Source organism: Saccharopolyspora antibiotica (genome assembly GCF_047200635.1).
Taxonomy (GTDB): domain Bacteria; phylum Actinomycetota; class Actinomycetes; order Mycobacteriales; family Pseudonocardiaceae; genus Saccharopolyspora_C.
This window is the reverse complement of the sequence record NZ_JBJZOI010000005.1, coordinates 50622-66218: the sequence shown is the minus strand read 5'-3', so window position 1 is coordinate 66218 and position 15597 is coordinate 50622. Positions and strand designations below refer to the sequence as shown.

Annotated in this window: 12 protein-coding genes and 1 tRNA gene; 9 read left to right on the top strand and 4 right to left on the bottom strand. The window is 72.1% G+C overall.

Annotation, left to right across the window (positions count from 1 at the left end):
- Nucleotides 1-122: 122 nt before the first annotated feature.
- On the bottom strand, nt 123-725 hold the full coding sequence (gene ectA, locus ACL03H_RS04830; RefSeq protein ID WP_412809854.1) for a diaminobutyrate acetyltransferase: 603 nt from the start codon (nt 723-725) through the stop codon (nt 123-125).
- Between the two features lie 381 nt (nt 726-1106).
- Nucleotides 1107-1844: a S1 family peptidase gene (locus ACL03H_RS04825; protein ID WP_412809853.1), complete on the bottom strand. Its 738-nt coding sequence runs from the start codon at nt 1842-1844 to the stop codon at nt 1107-1109.
- 241 nt (nt 1845-2085) lie between these two features.
- Here ACL03H_RS04825 and ACL03H_RS04820 point away from each other — a divergent pair, with 241 nt between their 5' ends.
- The gene (locus ACL03H_RS04820; protein ID WP_412809852.1) at nt 2086-2853 is read left to right on the top strand and encodes a VOC family protein; all 768 of its coding nucleotides are present in this window, start codon (nt 2086-2088) and stop codon (nt 2851-2853) included.
- Between the two features lie 523 nt (nt 2854-3376).
- Here ACL03H_RS04820 and ACL03H_RS04815 read toward each other — a convergent pair.
- A tRNA-Thr gene (locus tag ACL03H_RS04815) sits at nt 3377-3449 on the bottom strand.
- A gap of 223 nt (nt 3450-3672) precedes the next feature.
- Here ACL03H_RS04815 and ACL03H_RS04810 point away from each other — a divergent pair.
- From ACL03H_RS04810 to ACL03H_RS04780, 7 genes are all read left to right on the top strand, one after another.
- Complete coding sequence (locus ACL03H_RS04810; protein ID WP_412809851.1) at nt 3673-5115, top strand: threonine/serine exporter family protein; 1443 nt, start codon at nt 3673-3675, stop codon at nt 5113-5115.
- Nucleotides 5116-5409: 294 nt separating this feature from the next.
- Nucleotides 5410-6846, top strand: a complete 1437-nt coding sequence (locus ACL03H_RS04805; RefSeq protein ID WP_412809850.1) for an alpha,alpha-trehalose-phosphate synthase (UDP-forming) — start codon at nt 5410-5412, stop codon at nt 6844-6846.
- A gap of 153 nt (nt 6847-6999) precedes the next feature.
- Nucleotides 7000-9552 carry a trehalose-phosphatase gene (gene otsB, locus ACL03H_RS04800; RefSeq protein WP_412809849.1) on the top strand — a complete coding sequence of 851 codons (2553 nt, stop codon included), beginning with the start codon at nt 7000-7002 and terminating at the stop codon, nt 9550-9552.
- 400 nt (nt 9553-9952) lie between these two features.
- Nucleotides 9953-10555, top strand: a complete 603-nt coding sequence (locus tag ACL03H_RS04795; RefSeq protein ID WP_412809848.1) for a DUF4178 domain-containing protein — start codon at nt 9953-9955, stop codon at nt 10553-10555.
- 31 nt (nt 10556-10586) lie between these two features.
- Entirely contained in the window at nt 10587-11006 is a 420-nt protein-coding gene (locus tag ACL03H_RS04790; protein ID WP_412809847.1) for a DUF4247 domain-containing protein, read from the top strand.
- A 45-nt stretch (nt 11007-11051) separates the two neighbouring features.
- Nucleotides 11052-11477, top strand: a complete 426-nt coding sequence (locus ACL03H_RS04785; protein WP_412809846.1) for a DUF350 domain-containing protein — start codon at nt 11052-11054, stop codon at nt 11475-11477.
- Between the two features lie 4 nt (nt 11478-11481).
- Nucleotides 11482-13071 (top strand): polyamine aminopropyltransferase, encoded by a 1590-nt coding sequence (locus ACL03H_RS04780; RefSeq protein ID WP_412809845.1) that lies wholly within the window; start codon nt 11482-11484, stop codon nt 13069-13071.
- Between the two features lies 1 nt (nt 13072).
- On the opposite strand, the gene ACL03H_RS04775 is transcribed toward ACL03H_RS04780, so the two are convergent.
- On the bottom strand, nt 13073-14173 hold the full coding sequence (locus ACL03H_RS04775; protein WP_412809844.1) for a LacI family DNA-binding transcriptional regulator: 1101 nt from the start codon (nt 14171-14173) through the stop codon (nt 13073-13075).
- 188 nt (nt 14174-14361) lie between these two features.
- Here ACL03H_RS04775 and ACL03H_RS04770 point away from each other — a divergent pair, with 188 nt between their 5' ends.
- Nucleotides 14362-15459: an ABC transporter ATP-binding protein gene (locus tag ACL03H_RS04770; protein ID WP_412809843.1), complete on the top strand. Its 1098-nt coding sequence runs from the start codon at nt 14362-14364 to the stop codon at nt 15457-15459.
- Nucleotides 15460-15597: the final 138 nt, after the last annotated feature.

Here is a 15597-nt window from a genome sequence, read left to right as displayed (position 1 = left end):
CGGCGGCCGGATCGGCCACCGGCTGCAAATCGGTCATGGTCCCCGCCGGGAGACCCGCCGGTCGGAACTCGTTTCGGCTGTGCTGCGCGGCCACCGACCGCGCCTGTGGGACGTGCTCGCGCTCAGTCCGCCGGACGCGGCGTCGCGACCGACTCGCCCACCGAGGCCCCGGGGGCCGCGAAGGGGCCGATCCGGTACAGGTCCTCGCCCAGGTGCGCGTCGGGGAACAGCTCCGCGCGGAAGAGCTCGCTGCGCGCCAGCTCGGTCCCGCGGTCCCGCGCCAGCGCCGAGAACAGCTTGATCGAGGCGGTGTTGTCGGCCGTGATCGTCGTCTCCAGGTAGCGGACGCCTTCCGGCACCAGCCGGTCGACCAGGTGTCCGAGCAGCTTGCCCGCCACTCCGCGGCCGCGCTGCGAGGCGTCCACGGCGACCTGCCAGACCATGAGCACGTCCGGGGCGTCGGGCCGCAGGTAGCCGGTGACGAAGCCGACCGCTTCGCCGTCCTCCCGCGCCACCGCGCTGGTCCGCGCGAAGTCCCGGCACCACAGCAGGTAGGCGTAGGACGAGTTCACGTCGAGCACGCGCGAATCACGGGTGATCCGGTAGAGTGCGGGACCGTCCTCGACGACCGGAATGCCGATCTCTCCGGAGTCGGAAGAACCGCTCCCCGCATTCCGTCCGCCATTCGGTCCGTCGCCGTTATGGCTGGTTATGTCGCCGGTCATGCTGTGCCAACTTAACAGAACATCCGTAACGCGTCAGGTACGTGACCGTTTCTTGACGCCTCCACCAGGCGATACCCGTTTTCACACGTGATGAGCACGACAGGATTGTTGCGCCGCGCATCAGCGCAATGATAAGGATCTACCCGTGCGCTGATCGAATTCGCGCGCAGCGGCCGTGACCAGCGAAAACGTCCGCGGAGTCCGCGCGCCCGAGATCGTGCCGATTGCCCGGGTGAATTTCGCTCCGGCGCTCCGGAATTGCGATCTTCGCCCGCCTGGCGGCCACCAGCGGTGCGATGGCTCTCACATTCCGCGACCGAAACGCACACGTCCGGGGCCGCCGCAGCGACCCCGGACGCGGACCGGGTGGTGCCGGAGGAATCAGACGCCGGCGACTTCCTTGATCCAGTCGCGGTACTCCGTGATGTTGGTGTACGCGGTGGAGGTGGCGCGGTCGCTGGTGGAGGCCACGCCGACCTGGACGCCGTTGGAGAACATCGGGCCGCCCGAGTCCCCACCGGCCGGGATGCCGTTGCCGCGGCTGGCGCACACGGCGGTGCCCCCGCGGTAGTCGGTGCAGGCGATGTCGGTGACGTCGACGTCGGCCACCTTGAGGTTCTCCGCCTGGCACTGCGCCTCGGGCTGGTCGGTGCAGGTGGCGCCCCAGCCGTAGGTCTGGACGGTGTCCCCGACGCTCACGTCGCCGCTGCTGCCCAGCGGGGCGAAGTCGACGTTGATCGCGTGGTCCACGTTGACCAGCGCGAGGTCCACGCTGTCGTGGATGTGCACACCCCCGGCCTTGGCCTTGTACTCCTCGCCCTCGTGCTGGTTGAGGCTGCCGATCTTGAAGCTGATGTCGTCACCGGCGCCCTCGACGCAGTGCTGCGCGGTGAGCACCCAGTCGGCGGAGATCGCGGTCGCGGTGCAGGCCTCCTGGCCGGCGTTGAGCAGGCGGGCGGCCCACGGAGCGTCCGTCGCCTCCTCGCCGTCGATGATCATCGGCTGCATGTCGGACGACGGGGCGGGCGCCGCGGGAGCGGCGGCCTGGGCGGGGGCGGCGAAGGCGGCGGCGGCCAGGGCCACGCCGGCGGCGCCGGTCAGCACTCGTGCCAGGGACACGCTGATCTCCTCTGGGTAGCAGCGAAACGCTGTGGGGACGGACAGGTCGCCACATCACCTCACCCGAACAGGTAATGGGTCAACCAATTGGTCACAATTCGCCACTGCGCTTCGTGATCAATCCTGATCGAGATGCGCCGTTAGAAGGATCCAAACAACAATCGGGTGCCCACTATGACCCCCGGGCGCACCAGACCGTCAATAGCCGCGCGGCCCTTCACCACCAGCCCCGGAGACGCTCATGGAGATCACCTCGTACCGGCCCGGCACGCCCTGCTGGGTCGACCTCAGCGCACCCGACCCCGGCACGACCTCGGAGTTCTACGCCGAGCTGTTCGGCTGGACCGTGCACGACTCGGGACCCGACGCGGGCGGCTACCGGGTCTGCACGCTGGCGGGCCGACCGATCGCGGGCATCGGCCCGAGCGACGAGCGCCCGCCGGGACCGACGTTCTGGACGACCTACGTCGCCACCACGTCGGCCGACTCCACCGCCGAGGCCGTGCGCGGCGCGGGCGGCCAGGTGCGAGCCGGGCCGGTGGACGTCTTCGACGCCGGCCGGATGGCCCTCTGCGCGGACCCGACCGGGGCGGACATCGCGCTGTGGCAGGCCCGCGAACACCTCGGCTCGGGCACCGTCAACGAGCCCGGCACCCCGTGCTGGCACGAACTCGCCACCCGCGACCCCGAGCGGGCCACCGAGTTCTACTCGGCCGTCTTCGGCTGGGAGGCGGTCGCCCGTCAGATCGGCGGCGCGGACTACCGGGTGTTCCGGCTGGGCGACCGCGAGATCGGCGGGATGATCCGGATCGGCGAGGACTGGCCCGCGGAGGTGCCGCCGCACTGGCTCGCGTACTTCGCGGTGGCCGACCTCGACCGCTCGCTCGACGAACTCGCCCGCCTGGGCGGTGCGGTGCTCAACGGACCGCACGAGATCGAACCGGGCCGCTTCGCCGTCGTGCGCGACCCGGCGTGGGCCGTCTTCGGCGTCATCCAGCCGGCCGGCTGAGCGAAGCGGCCGCCGGAGCTCCGCCGCCCCGCCGGACCTGCGCGACCGGGGCGACGAGGTGGCGGACGGCGGCTCAGCACCGGCGACTCGCCCTCGGAGGTCGCGCCGGACCCGTCCCACGCGAGCACGCGCGCTCCCGGGGGCGAGGTCGATCCACCCCGGTCGGGTCACCGCGCCGCGGGCAGCGCCACCACCGCGGTCCGGGTGCTGGTCACCCCGCTGCCGTGATCGGACGGCACACCGCCGCGGGCACGGGGGTACCGAGTCGTCGCTCGATCGGGTAGTACAGATCCGGCCGCGGATCACCGATCATCAGGAGGCGAAATGGCGGGTCGCACCCGCGGCCGCACCGGTCGGCCCGCCGAAGCCGGTTCCCGCGCCGCGGGCGCCCACGTCCGAACTCACTGGAAGCGGCGAGTCCACCGGCCACCGACCGCCGGCCCCCGCCGGGTGTTCCCGTCCGCGACGTCGTGCCCCTTCGACGCCGCTCAGCCCCTCCCCGACCACGCGCCCGCCGGATGTGAGCCGCTGAGGGGACTCGAACCCCTGACCGTCCGCTTACAAGGCGGGTGCTCTACCAACTGAGCTACAGCGGCACGCACGGCGTGGCCGCGCGCGCACATCGTAATCGGCACCGGACCGCCCCGGGCAGGCGGCCGGACCGGGTCCGCCCTCGCTCGGAGCCGCGCAGGCCCTGGGTGTCAGGCTCGTGATGGAGGACACCAACAGGACGTGCAACGGCCGCACCGCGCGGGCCGATGGCCGAGGGGACGATCAACACGGCCGCCGCGGGGCGGCGAGCAGGAAGGTAGGTCTGCGGTGGGAATCACGCAGCGCGCCCGTGGTGTGCTGCGGCGGCGCGACCCGGTCGAGACGGTCGGGACCCGCAACGCCGTGTACGGGCCGGCACTGCCCGAGGAATCAACCGTTCACCTGGTCATGGACCTGGGCCTGCGCATCGGCGAGGTCCAGATGGCCAGCGGTGCCGGGGCTTCCGACGTCACGGCGACGATCATCGGGGTGGTCGGCGCCTACGGCCTGCCGCACTGCGAGGTCGACGTCATCTACACCTCGATCACGGTCTCCTGCTACCGCGGGACCGAAGAGGTGCCGATCACCTCGCTGCGCGTGGTGCGCAACCGCTCCATCGACTACACCCGCCTCGCGGACGTGGAGGACCTCGTCCGCAAGATCACCGCGGGCGAGATCTCCGCTTCGGACGCCTACGCCGAACTGGACCGGATCACCTCGGCCCCGCACCCCTTCCCCCGCTGGGTGGCGACGCTGGCCTGGGCCGGCATGGCCGCCTCCTTGTCCGTGCTGCTCGGTGGCGGCGACCCGCGGCTGGCGGCGGTGGCCGCGGTGGCCACGGCGCTGGTGGACCGCATCGGCCGGATGCTGAACAAGCGCGCGCTGCCGTTCTTCTTCCAGCAGGCCGTCGGCGGCATGATCGCGACGAGCATCGCGCTGGCCTGCTACGCGGCCAAGCTGTTGCCCACGCCCGCGCTCGCGGTGGCGGCGAGCATCATCGTGCTGCTGTCCGGGATGACCGTCGTCGGCTCGATGCAGGACGCGATCACCGGGTACAACGTGACCGCCGCGGGCCGGATCGCGGAGCTCGCGCTGATGTCGGCCGGTCTGATCGCCGGGGTGGTGCTCGCGCTCTACGTGGGGGTGCAGATCTTCGACCAGTTCGGTGGCGACACGGCCAATCTCCTGCAGACGGTGGGCGCCGCTCGGATCGAGTCGACGGTGCTGCTGATCCCGGTGCAGGCGCTCGCGGGCGCCTCCACCTCGGCCTGCTTCGCGCTGGCCAGCTACGCCCCGCCCCGGCCGCTCGTGATCGCCGGACTCGGCGGAGCGGTCGCGGCGGGCGTGTCGGGTGCGCTGACCTCCACCGCGCTGGGGGTGAACCCGGTGCTCGCGGGCGCGATCGCCACCACGGTCGTCGGCTTCACCGGCGGCGTGGTGGCCCGACGGCTGCGGATCCCGGCCCTGGTGATCGCGGTCTCCGGCGTGGCCCCGCTGCTGCCCGGACTGGCCACCTACCGAGGGCTGTACGAGATCGCCGTGGTCAGCGACCCGGCGGGGATGTCCACGCTGATGCTGGCGGCCGCGACCGGTCTCGCGCTGGGCGCGGGTGTCGTGCTGGGCGAGTACCTCGCGCAGCCGGTCCGCAGCCGGCTCGGGCGGCTGGAGCGCCGGCTGGCCGGCCCCCGCCTCTCCGGCCCGCTTCGCCCCACCCGCCGCCGCCTCGAATGAGGTGGGTTCCTCGCCCGGCGTCCCGGACGGCGCCGGACTAGCCGCTCAGCCGAGCCGGTCGGGTGCGCGGGACGCCGGCCGCCGCCGCGCAGGAGTGATCAAGAACTCGGCGTGGTTGGCCCACACGAACGACGCGAGCGATGGATAGATTGGCTAGCCTCGCCTGCGGGTAGTGAGTGATCCGGGACGGGACCGGAGCCCGGACGCTGCCGGTCCCCGCCGCTGGAGGACACGATGCCGCCGGCGCAGCCCATCCCGCCCGAGACAGCTGAAGTCTCCCGAGGAGGCACACCGGTGACTAAGGGCAGCACGCCCGCCCGTGCGGATTTCGTCGTCGTGGCCAACCGGCTCCCCGTCGACCTGGAGAAGCTCCCGGACGGCACGGAGCGCTGGAAGCACAGCCCCGGCGGCCTGGTGACGGCTCTGGAACCGTTCCTGCGCGCCCGGCACGGGGCCTGGGTCGGCTGGCCGGGGGTGGCCGACGTCGACGTGGAACCGTTCACCGACGAGGACCTGCACCTGCACCCGGTGCGGCTCTCGTCCGACGAGTTCCAGGACTACTACGAGGGCTTCTCGAACGCGACCCTCTGGCCGCTGTACCACGATGTGGTGGTTCCGCCCGTTTTCGACCGATCGTGGTGGGAGGCGTACCGGCGGGTGAACCGCCGCTTCGCGGAGGCCGCCGCCGAGGTCAGCGCCGAGGGCGCGACCGTGTGGGTGCAGGACTACCAGTTGCAGCTGGTGCCCGCGATGCTGCGCGAGCTGCGGCCCGACCTGCGCATCGGCTTCTTCCTGCACATCCCGTTCCCGCCGGTCGAGCTGTTCATGCAGCTGCCCTGGCGCACCGAGATCGTGCGCGGTCTGCTCGGCGCCGACCTGGTCGGCTTCCACCGGCCGGGCGGGGCGCAGAACTTCCTGTGGCTGGCGCGGCGGCTCGCGGGGTTCGAGCCGAGCCGCGGCCAGGTCGGCGTGCGGTCCCGGCCCGGGGTGGTGCAGGTCGGCGACCGGGCGGTGCGGGTCGGCGCCTTCCCGATCTCCATCGCCTCGTCCGAGCTGGACCAGATGGCGCGCAGCAAGGAGATCCAGCAGCGCGCCAAGGAGATCCGGGCCGAGCTGGGCAATCCGCGCCGGATCATGCTCGGCGTGGACCGGCTCGACTACACCAAGGGCATCGACGTGCGGCTGCACGCGATGCACGAGCTGCTCGCCGACGGGCAGGTCCGGGCCGAGGACGTGGCGATGATCCAGATCGCCACGCCCAGCCGGGAGCGGGTCGAGCACTACAAGCAGATGCGCGAGGGCATCGAGCGCGAGGTCGGCCGGATCAACGGGGAGTTCGGCCGGGTCGGGCACCCCGCGGTGCACTACCTGCACACCTCGGTGGACAAGAAGGACCTGGTGGCGTTCTACTGCGCCGCCGACGTCATGGTCGTGACGCCGGTCCGGGACGGCATGAACCTGGTGTGCAAGGAGTACGTCGCGTGCCGGCACGACCTCGGCGGGGCGCTGGTGCTCAGCGAGTTCGCCGGGGCGGCCGCCGAGCTCACCAGCGCCTTCCTCGTGAACCCGCACAACCTTGACGGGGTCAAGGAAGCGCTGCTGTCCGCCCTCGACATCGAGCAGGCCGAAGGCCGCCGTAGGATGCGAGCATTGCGTAGGCAGGTGCTCACTCATGATGTTGATCGCTGGGCGCGATCATTTCTCGAAGCATTGGGCACGCCCACCAACTAATGCTGGCATCGCGGGCTTTCCGGAGAACGGGAGCCACCACGCGAGGCCCACGAGGCTCGCCGGCGGGCGCGCAGCGGGAACCATCCCCGGACCCGACTGGCAGGCCGCCCACCGGATCGATCCCGTAGACCCGTCCGACCGCCCCAGAGGAGTATGGCGTTGACCGCCGAAGCTCTCCCCGCCGAGCTGCGCCGCACCATCGTGCAGCTCGCGCGCACCCCTCGACTGCTGGTCGCCTGCGACTACGACGGCACCCTCGCCCCGATCGTGGCCGACCCGAACGCGGCCAAGCCGCTCCCCGAATCGGTGCACGCCTTGCGCTCGTTGGCATCGCTGCCCGCGACGACCACCGCCGTGATCTCCGGCCGCGCCCTGCGCGACCTGGCCACGCTGTCCAGGCTGCCCTCCGAGGTCCACCTCGTCGGCAGCCACGGCTCCGAGTTCGACGCCGGTTTCGTGCACGAGCTCGAACCGCAGGCCACCGAGCTGCGCACCCGCCTGCAGCGCGGGCTGCAGGAGATCGTCGCGGACCACGAAGGGGTCCAGCTGGAGGCGAAGCCCGCCAGCGTCGCGGTGCACGTGCGCCGCGCCGAGGACGCCGTCGCGCAGCAGGTCCTCGACCAGGTCCGCTCGGGCCCCGCGACCTGGGAAGGCGTCCAGGTCACCGACGGCAAGGCCGTGATCGAGCTGGCCGTGGTGCAGACCGACAAGGGCAACGCCCTCGACACGCTGCGCCACCAGGTCGCCGCCACCGCCGCGATCTTCCTCGGGGACGACGTCACCGATGAGAAGGCCTTCTCCCGGCTGCACGGACCGGACATCGGCATCAAGGTCGGCGAGGGCGACACGCTCGCCGACTTCCGCGTCGCCGACACCACGCAGGTCGCCACCGCGCTGGCGTTCCTCATGGAGGAGCGGCGCACCTGGCTCTACGGCGAGCAGGCCCCGCCGATCGAGCGGCTGACGATGCTGTCCAACGAGCGCACCGTCGCGCTGGTCACCCCGGACGCGCGGCTCACGTGGATGTGCCACCCCGGTCCGGACTCGGCCGCGGTGTTCGCCGACCTGCTCGGCGGGCCCACCGCCGGGCACTTCAGCATCCGCCCGCACGGCGGCAACGCCGCGCCGCGCAGCCCGCTGCCGCTCGGGCAGCGCTACGTCCCCGGCACCATGACCGTCGAGACCCGCTGGTCCCGGCTCCTGGTGACGGACTACCTGGAGCACGGCGTCGACGGGCACCGCACCGACCTCATCCGGGTGATCACCGGTGGGAGCACGGCGAGCATCGAGTTCGCCCCGCGCCCCGAGTTCGGCCAGGTCCCGGTCCGGCTGCGCCCGGAGGCCGGCGGCCTGCGCGTGATGGGCACCTCCGAGCCGATGGTGCTGTACTCGCCCGGCGTCCAGTGGGAGATCACCTCCGACGGGATGCACGAGTCGGCCTCGGCCGTCGTGGAGGCCTCGGACGCGGCCCCGATCGTGTTGGAACTGCGCTGCGGCACCGAGGACCTCACCCCGTCCGAGCAGTCCGAGCCGCAGCGCCGGACCGCCGCCGACGTCTACTGGTCGGACTGGCTGGAGACCCTGACGCTGCCCGCCCTCGAGCGGGACCTGGTGGGCCGGTCCGCGCTGACGCTGCGCGGGCTGTGCAACACCGACACCGGCGGGATCATGGCCGCCGCGACCACCTCGCTGCCCGAGGAGATCGGCGGCGTCCGCAACTGGGACTACCGCTACTGCTGGCTCCGGGACGGCGCGATGACCGCGCAGGCGCTCGTCACTCTCGGCTCCACCGCCGAGGCGGAGGGCTTCCTGAACTGGCTGCACGCCGTGCTGGAGACGCTGCCCGGGCCGGAGCGGCTGCACCCGCTCTACACCCTGCAGGGCACCAGCCTCGGGCCGGAGGCCGTGATCGACAGCCTGCCCGGCTACGCCGGCTCGCGGCCGGTGCGCGTCGGCAACCTCGCCGACCAGCAGGTCCAGCTCGACGTGTTCGGGCCGGTCGTGGAGCTCGTCGCGCACCTCGCGGTGGCCACCGGCGGCGTGCGGGACCGCGACTGGGAGCTGGTGAAGGCGATGGCCGACGCGGTCTCGCACCGCTGGGTCGAGCCCGACCACGGCATCTGGGAGGAGCGCGACCAGCCCCGGCACCACGTCTACTCCAAGGTGATGTGCTGGGTGACGCTGGACCGCGCCATCGCCCTCGCCGAGCGGTACGACCGCCCGGTGGAGGAGGGCTGGGGCGCGCTGCGCGAGGAGATCGCGCAGGACGTCATCAAGAACGGCTGGCAGCCGGACGTGCAGGCGTTCACCACCGCCTACGAGGGCTCCGACCTGGACGCCGCCTCGTTGCACGTGGGCCTGTCCGGGCTGATCGAGCCCTCCGACGAGCGCTTCCGCGCCACCGTGACCGCGATCGAGTCGGAGCTGCGCAGCGGCTCCACCGTGTACCGGTACCGGCGCGACGACGGGCTCCCGGGGGACGAGGGCGGCTTCCACCTCTGCGCGGCCTGGCTGATCGAGGCGTACCTGCTGATCGGGCGGCGCACCGAGGCCGAGGAGCTGTTCCAGCAGATCGTCGACACCGCCGGGCCGACCGGGCTGCTCGCCGAGGAGTACGACCCCATCGCGGAGCGCTCGCTGGGCAACCACCCGCAGGCCTACTCCCACCTGGGTCTCATCCGCTGCGCTCAGCTCCTGTCCCAGTAGCACCCGGCTCCCCGAGCCGAACCGAACGGGCCGCCTCCACTTCCGGGGGCGGCCCGTTTCGTCCCTCACCCCCACCGCGACAACGCACGCCCACCCCGCGATTTCCCGCGAAATCGCCCCGACCCAGGCGTGCCGGGGCGCGACTTCCCGCGAAATCGCTGGGTCGTGGGTGGTGGCCCCGATTTCGCGAGAAATCGCCCCCGGCGCGAGTGTGGGGGCGCGATTTCTCGCGAAATCGCGGGGCCGGGTGTCGCGGTGCGGGGGTCGGGGTGGTGGGGCTGGGCGGGTCGGGTTCGGTCACGATTTCGGGAAAACCGCCGTTCGGGTGGTATCCGGCGGTTACGCTCCGGCCGCAAGTCGAGCCTGTGCGGCGGACCGCACGGACCACGGGGGGTCTCACGTGACCGGACTGACGATCGCGATCGTCCTCATCGGAGTCGTCGTCGCGGCGGCGAGCCTGGTGCTGCTGTACCGCCGCACCCGGCCGACGCAGCGCGCGGCAGCGGGGCCGACCGACCCGTTCCACACGGGCGACCAGGACTCGCTGCGCGGCGACCCGCGGCAGCTGAAGGCCGGCGACATCGTGGAGGTACGCGGCCAGAGCTACACCGTGCGCGGGACGCTGCGGCTGGACGAGGGCGGCTGGGGCTGGGCCGAGCACCTGCTCGACGACGCGAAGGGCGAGCAGCGCTGGCTGGCGGTCGAGGAGGACCCGGATCTGGAGCTGACGCTGTGGACCCCGGTCGAGGACGCCGGGGAGCCGGGCCCGAAGCACGTCGAGTTCGGCGGCCGCACCTACGAGCGCGACGAGTCCGGCACGGCGACGTTCCGCAGCGAGGCCACGACCGGCCTGTCCGAGCGGGGCACCGTCCGCTACCGGGACTACGAGGCCGCCGACGGCTCGCTGCTGGGCTTCGAGTCCTGGGGCGAGGCGGGCTGGGAGGCCAGCACCGGCGAGGAGCTCAGCCGCTACGACGTCCGCATCTACCCGGTCGAGAGCTGAGGCGCGGGCGGTGAGACGAAGCCTCTGGTTCTTGCTGATCGGGATCGTCATGGTGATAGCCCTGGTCATCGCGGCGGTCACGCTGTTCGCGGGTGGTTCGAACGCCCGCGGTTACGTGGCGAGCAACTACCAGCGCGCCACCTCCCTGGACATCCGAGGCGACCGTGGGAACCGGGCGTACACGACGCCGAAGCCGGTTCCGGTCGTGGCGGAGGAGATCACGAGCAGGTGGCGGCCGCAGGCGCGCACGAGCGACTCCAGCGGCGTGTACCTGCGCTACTCCGACGACGCGGTGATCATCCAGCCGCGCGGAACGGGTTCGGTGGTGCACGTGATGGACGCCGACCGCGCTTACCGGCACTACCACTCGCACGTGGGCTCCGTCTGGGGCTGGAACAGCAGCACGCGCGGCGCGACCTTCCGCGGCGGCGGCCCGGGCACCGGCAAGTGACCGACCGCGTCTGACAGACCCACCCACGAGAAGGGCGAAACGATCTTGCTCCACGAACTGCTCTCCGGCCTGGTGGCCGCAGTCGCCTACGGCGTGATCGGCATGTTGATGATGGTGTTCGGCTACCTGCTCGTCGACCTCGCCACGCCCGGGCGGCTGCGAGACCTGATCTGGGTGCAGCGGAACCCGAACGCGGCGCTGCTGCTGGTCTCGGGGCTGTTCGGCGTCGGCATCATCCTCGTCACCGCGATCGCCGCCAGCGCCAACGACCTGGTCCTCGGCCTGGCGGGCACCGTGACCTACGGATTGCTCGGCCTGGTGCTGATGAGCGTGTCGTTCCTGATCATCGATGCCCTCACCCCGGGCAAGCTCGGCGAGGAGCTCGCCTCCCCCGACCTGCACCCGGGCACCTGGGTGTCGGCGGGGGCGCACGTGGTCATCGCGATCATCATGGCCGCCGCCATCTGGTGACGCGATGACCACCACCGCCGAGTCCGCGCGGGAGACCGCCGCGCCCGAGCCGGCCCCGCGCGGCCGGGCGGCCCGAATCGCCGTGCTGGTCGCGGTGTTCCTGTGCGCCGCCTGCGGGCTGGTCTACGAGCTCGCGCTGGTCGCGCTGGGCAGCTACCTGATCGGCGACACCGTCGGGCAGGCGTCGATCGTGCTGTCGCTGATGGTGTTCGCGATGGGCGTGGGCGCACTCGCGGCGAAGCCGCTGCAGCGCTGGGCGGCGCCCGCGTTCGCCGGGATCGAGGTGCTGCTGGCGCTGCTGGGCGGCCTCAGCGTGCTCGGCCTCTACGCGGCGTTCGCCTGGTTGAGCCTCTACACGCCCGCGTTGATCGTGACGGCGCTGGCGCTGGGGGCGCTGATCGGCGCGGAGATCCCGCTGCTCATGGTTCTGCTGCAGCGGATCCGGGCGCAGGACGCCGGCTCGGCGGTGGCGGACCTGTTCGCCGCGGACTACGTGGGCGGGCTGCTCGGCGGGCTCGCCTTCCCGTTCGTGCTGCTGCCGCTGTTCGGGCAGCTGCAGGGCGCGCTGCTGGTGGGGATGCTCAACGCCGCGGCCGGGCTGGGCCTGGTCCTGGTGGTGTTCCGCCGCGAGCTGTCCAAGCGGGCCACCCTGGTGCTGGTGAGCGCGTCGGTGCTGGTCGCGGGCGTGCTGGGTGCCGCCTTCGCGCTGGCCGACGACTTCGAGGTGACCGCGCGGCAGGCGCTCTACCGGGACCCGGTGGTGCAGTCGCAGCGCACGCCGTACCAGGAGATCGTGCTCACCGAGTCGGTGGCGCTGTCCGGGGCGGCCGACACCCGGCTCTACCTCAACGGCGACCTGCAGTTCAGCTCGGTGGACGAGTACCGCTACCACGAGGCGCTGGTGCACCCGTTGCTGTCCGGCCCGCGCTCCCGGGTGCTGGTGCTCGGCGGTGGGGACGGGTTGGCGCTGCGGGAGGTGCTGCGCTACCCGGATGTGCGGGACGTGACCCTGGTGGAGATGGACCCGGCGATGCTCCGGCTGGCTCGCGAGGATCCCCGGGTCTCGGCGCTGAACCGGCACGCCCTGGCGGACCCGCGGGTGCACCCGGTCGCCGCCGACGCCTTCAGCTGGCTGCGCGACAACCGGGAGCGGTTCGACGCGGTGATCGTGGACATGCCGGATCCGGATTCGACGGCGACGGCGAAGCTGTACTCGGCGGAGTTCTACGGTCTGGTCGAGCAGGCCATGGCCGGGCACGCGCGGGTCGCGGTCCAGTCGGGCTCCCCGTACTTCGCGCCGAAGGCGTTCTGGGCGATCGAGGCGACGATGCGCGAGGCCGGACTGGCCACGACGCCCTACGAGGTCTCGGTCCCCAGCTTCGGCGAGTGGGGCTTCCACCTGGGCGCGGTGGGCGCGGCACCAGAGCTGGCGCTGCCCGCGGACGCGCCGCCGCTGCGCTCGCTGGACGCGGACACCCTCGCCGCGAGCGCCGCGTTCCCCCCGGACCGCTCGCGGATCCCGGGGCTGGAGCCGTCGACGCTCCTGCACCCGACGATCCTGGAGTACTCCAGGGGCGAGTGGCAGAACTACTGAGTCACGGCCCGAACCAGCGCTCCTCGGCAGCCCGGGGCGGGGCCGCCGTGGTGCCGGTGAGCAGCCTGGTCTCCAGCACGACGTCGCGCGGACGGCCGGGCTCGCTGGTGTCCAGCAGCAGGCGGCCGGCGGCGCGGCCCTTCTCCAGGACGGGCTGGCGCACCGTGGTCAGGCCCACCCGCTCGGCCTCGGCTATCCCGTCGAAGCCGGTGATCGTGAGGTCGTCGGGCACCCGCAACCCGCGGCGCCGCGCCTCTTCCAGGGCGCCGAGGCCGAGGATGTCCGAGGTGCAGATGATCGCGGTGATCTCCGGGTCCATCTCCAGCAGCTGCGCGGCGGCGGAGGCGCCCATCTCGGTGGTGTGGTCGAAGCGCTCCACCACCGGCACCCGCGACCAGTCGACCCCGGCCTCGCTGAACGCGGCCGCGAGCGCGGTGAGCCGGGAGCGCTGCACGTGGAAGCTGGCGTTGGCCTGCCGGTGCACCGAGGCGACGTCGTCGTTGCGGCCGCGCGCCAGCCTCATGCAGGACACCCCGATGCGGCGGTGCCCCAGCCCGATCAGATGTTCCGCGAGCACCTTCACGGCGCTCTCGTCGTCCGGGCCGACCCAGTCCACCTGGTCCAGGCGCGGCTGGTCGCAGATCACCACCGGCACCGGCCGCTCCAGCACGGCGGCCAGGTGCGGGTCGTCGTCGGGCACGGAGTAGACGACGAAACCGTCGACGCCCGCGCGGTGGACCGAGGCGACGTCCTCGCGCTCCGGGCTGGCCGGGATGAGCAGCAACCCGTGCCCGGCGTCCTCGCAGGCGACGGCGAGACCCTCCAGGAAGCCGAGGGCACCCGGATCGCGGAAGGCGTAGGAGAGGTTCTCGGTGAGCAGCAGCCCGACCGCGCCCGCCTTCCGGGTGCGCAGCGAGCGGGCCACCGGATCGGGGCCCGGGTAGCCGAGCCTGCGCGCGGTGTCGAGCACCCGCTTCCGCAGCTCCGGGGAGAGCTGGTCCGGGCGGTTGTACGCGTTCGACACCGTGGTCCTGGAGACCCCGAGTTCCGCCGCGAGCGAAGCCAGCGTCGCAGGCCGTCGGGCATTCGTTGACCGAGCCATGGAGGAACCGTAACGGTTCAGTACCCGGCGGTGAAGCCGCCGAGATGCAGATCCCATTGCCGAACGGCAACGATCTCGGGGCGGCGCCCGATTAATCACGATTCGATTCGCATCCCCCGAGGGGGTGACCTGAACGCGGTTAAGCGCTAGGTTGTGCTTAACCCGAGTAAGTGAAAGGTGCGTCACACATGTCCGAGGTCGCTTACGTCCAGGCGTCACGCCTCTACCCCGGCAACCCACCCGTGCGAGCCGTCGACGCACTCGACCTCCAGATCGACGACGGTGAGTTCCTGGTGCTCGTCGGGCCGTCCGGCTCGGGCAAGTCCACCGCGCTGCGGATGCTGGCGGGCCTGGAGGACATCGACGAGGGCGCCATCACGATCGGCGGCCAGGACGTCACCAACACCCCGCCGAAGGCCCGCGACATCGCCATGGTCTTCCAGTCCTACGCCCTGTACCCGCACATGACGGTCGCGGACAACATGGGCTTCGCGCTGAAGCTGCGCAAGACGCCGAAGGACGAGATCCGGGCCAAGGTCACCGAGGCCGCCAAGATGCTCGACCTGGAGAAGTACCTGGACCGCAAGCCCAAGGCGCTCTCCGGCGGCCAGCGCCAGCGCGTCGCGATGGGCCGCGCCATCGTGCGGGAGCCCAGCGTCTTCCTGATGGACGAGCCGCTGTCCAACCTGGACGCCAAGCTCCGCGTGGAGACCCGCGCGAACATCGCGGCCCTGCAGAAGCGACTGGCCACCACCACGATCTACGTGACGCACGACCAGGTCGAGGCCATGACGATGGGCCACCGGGTCGCGGTGCTCAAGGACGGCCTCCTGCAGCAGGTCGCCAGCCCGCGCGAGCTCTACGAGAACCCGCGCAACGCCTTCGTCGCCGGGTTCATCGGCTCGCCCGCGATGAACCTCAAGACGGTGCCGCTGTCCGCGGCCGGCGCCGAGCTGGACGGGCAGACCATTCCGCTGACCCGCGCCGCCCTGACCGCCGCGGACGGGCTCAAGGAGGTGACCTTCGGCGTGCGCCCGGAGGCGCTGAGCCTGGTCTCCGGCGACGACGAGAAGGGCATGGAGATGGTCGTCGAGCTCGTCGAGGAGCTCGGCGCCGACGCCCTGGTGCACGGCACGATCCAGGTCAGCGGGTCCCCGGAGCGGTTCGTGGTCCGCACCGACGGCCGCACCCCGCCCGCCCTCGGCCAGAAGGTCAAGGTCGCGCTGCGGGACGCCGGCGAGGTGCACCTCTTCCGCCCCGACGACGGCACCCGGCTGACCGCCTGATCTCCGCGTTCCGCTCGGCCACGATGCCCCCGTTCCCCGGCGGGGGCATCGTGCTGTCCGGGGGGCGCGCGCACCGGCGGGGACAGCGCGGAGCGATAATGCGAAGCGTTGTCATGTTCACATCAGCGATCCCGCCCG

Coding starts and splice junctions, on each gene's coding strand:
- ectA (WP_412809854.1), bottom strand. CDS start 725: ATGACCGGCGACATAACCAGCCATAACGGCGACGGACCGAATGGCGGA.
- ACL03H_RS04820 (WP_412809852.1), top strand. CDS start 2,086: ATGGAGATCACCTCGTACCGGCCCGGCACGCCCTGCTGGGTCGACCTC.
- otsB (WP_412809849.1), top strand. CDS start 7,000: ATGGCGTTGACCGCCGAAGCTCTCCCCGCCGAGCTGCGCCGCACCATC.
- ACL03H_RS04780 (WP_412809845.1), top strand. CDS start 11,482: ATGACCACCACCGCCGAGTCCGCGCGGGAGACCGCCGCGCCCGAGCCG.
- ACL03H_RS04775 (WP_412809844.1), bottom strand. CDS start 14,173: ATGGCTCGGTCAACGAATGCCCGACGGCCTGCGACGCTGGCTTCGCTC.
- ACL03H_RS04770 (WP_412809843.1), top strand. CDS start 14,362: ATGTCCGAGGTCGCTTACGTCCAGGCGTCACGCCTCTACCCCGGCAAC.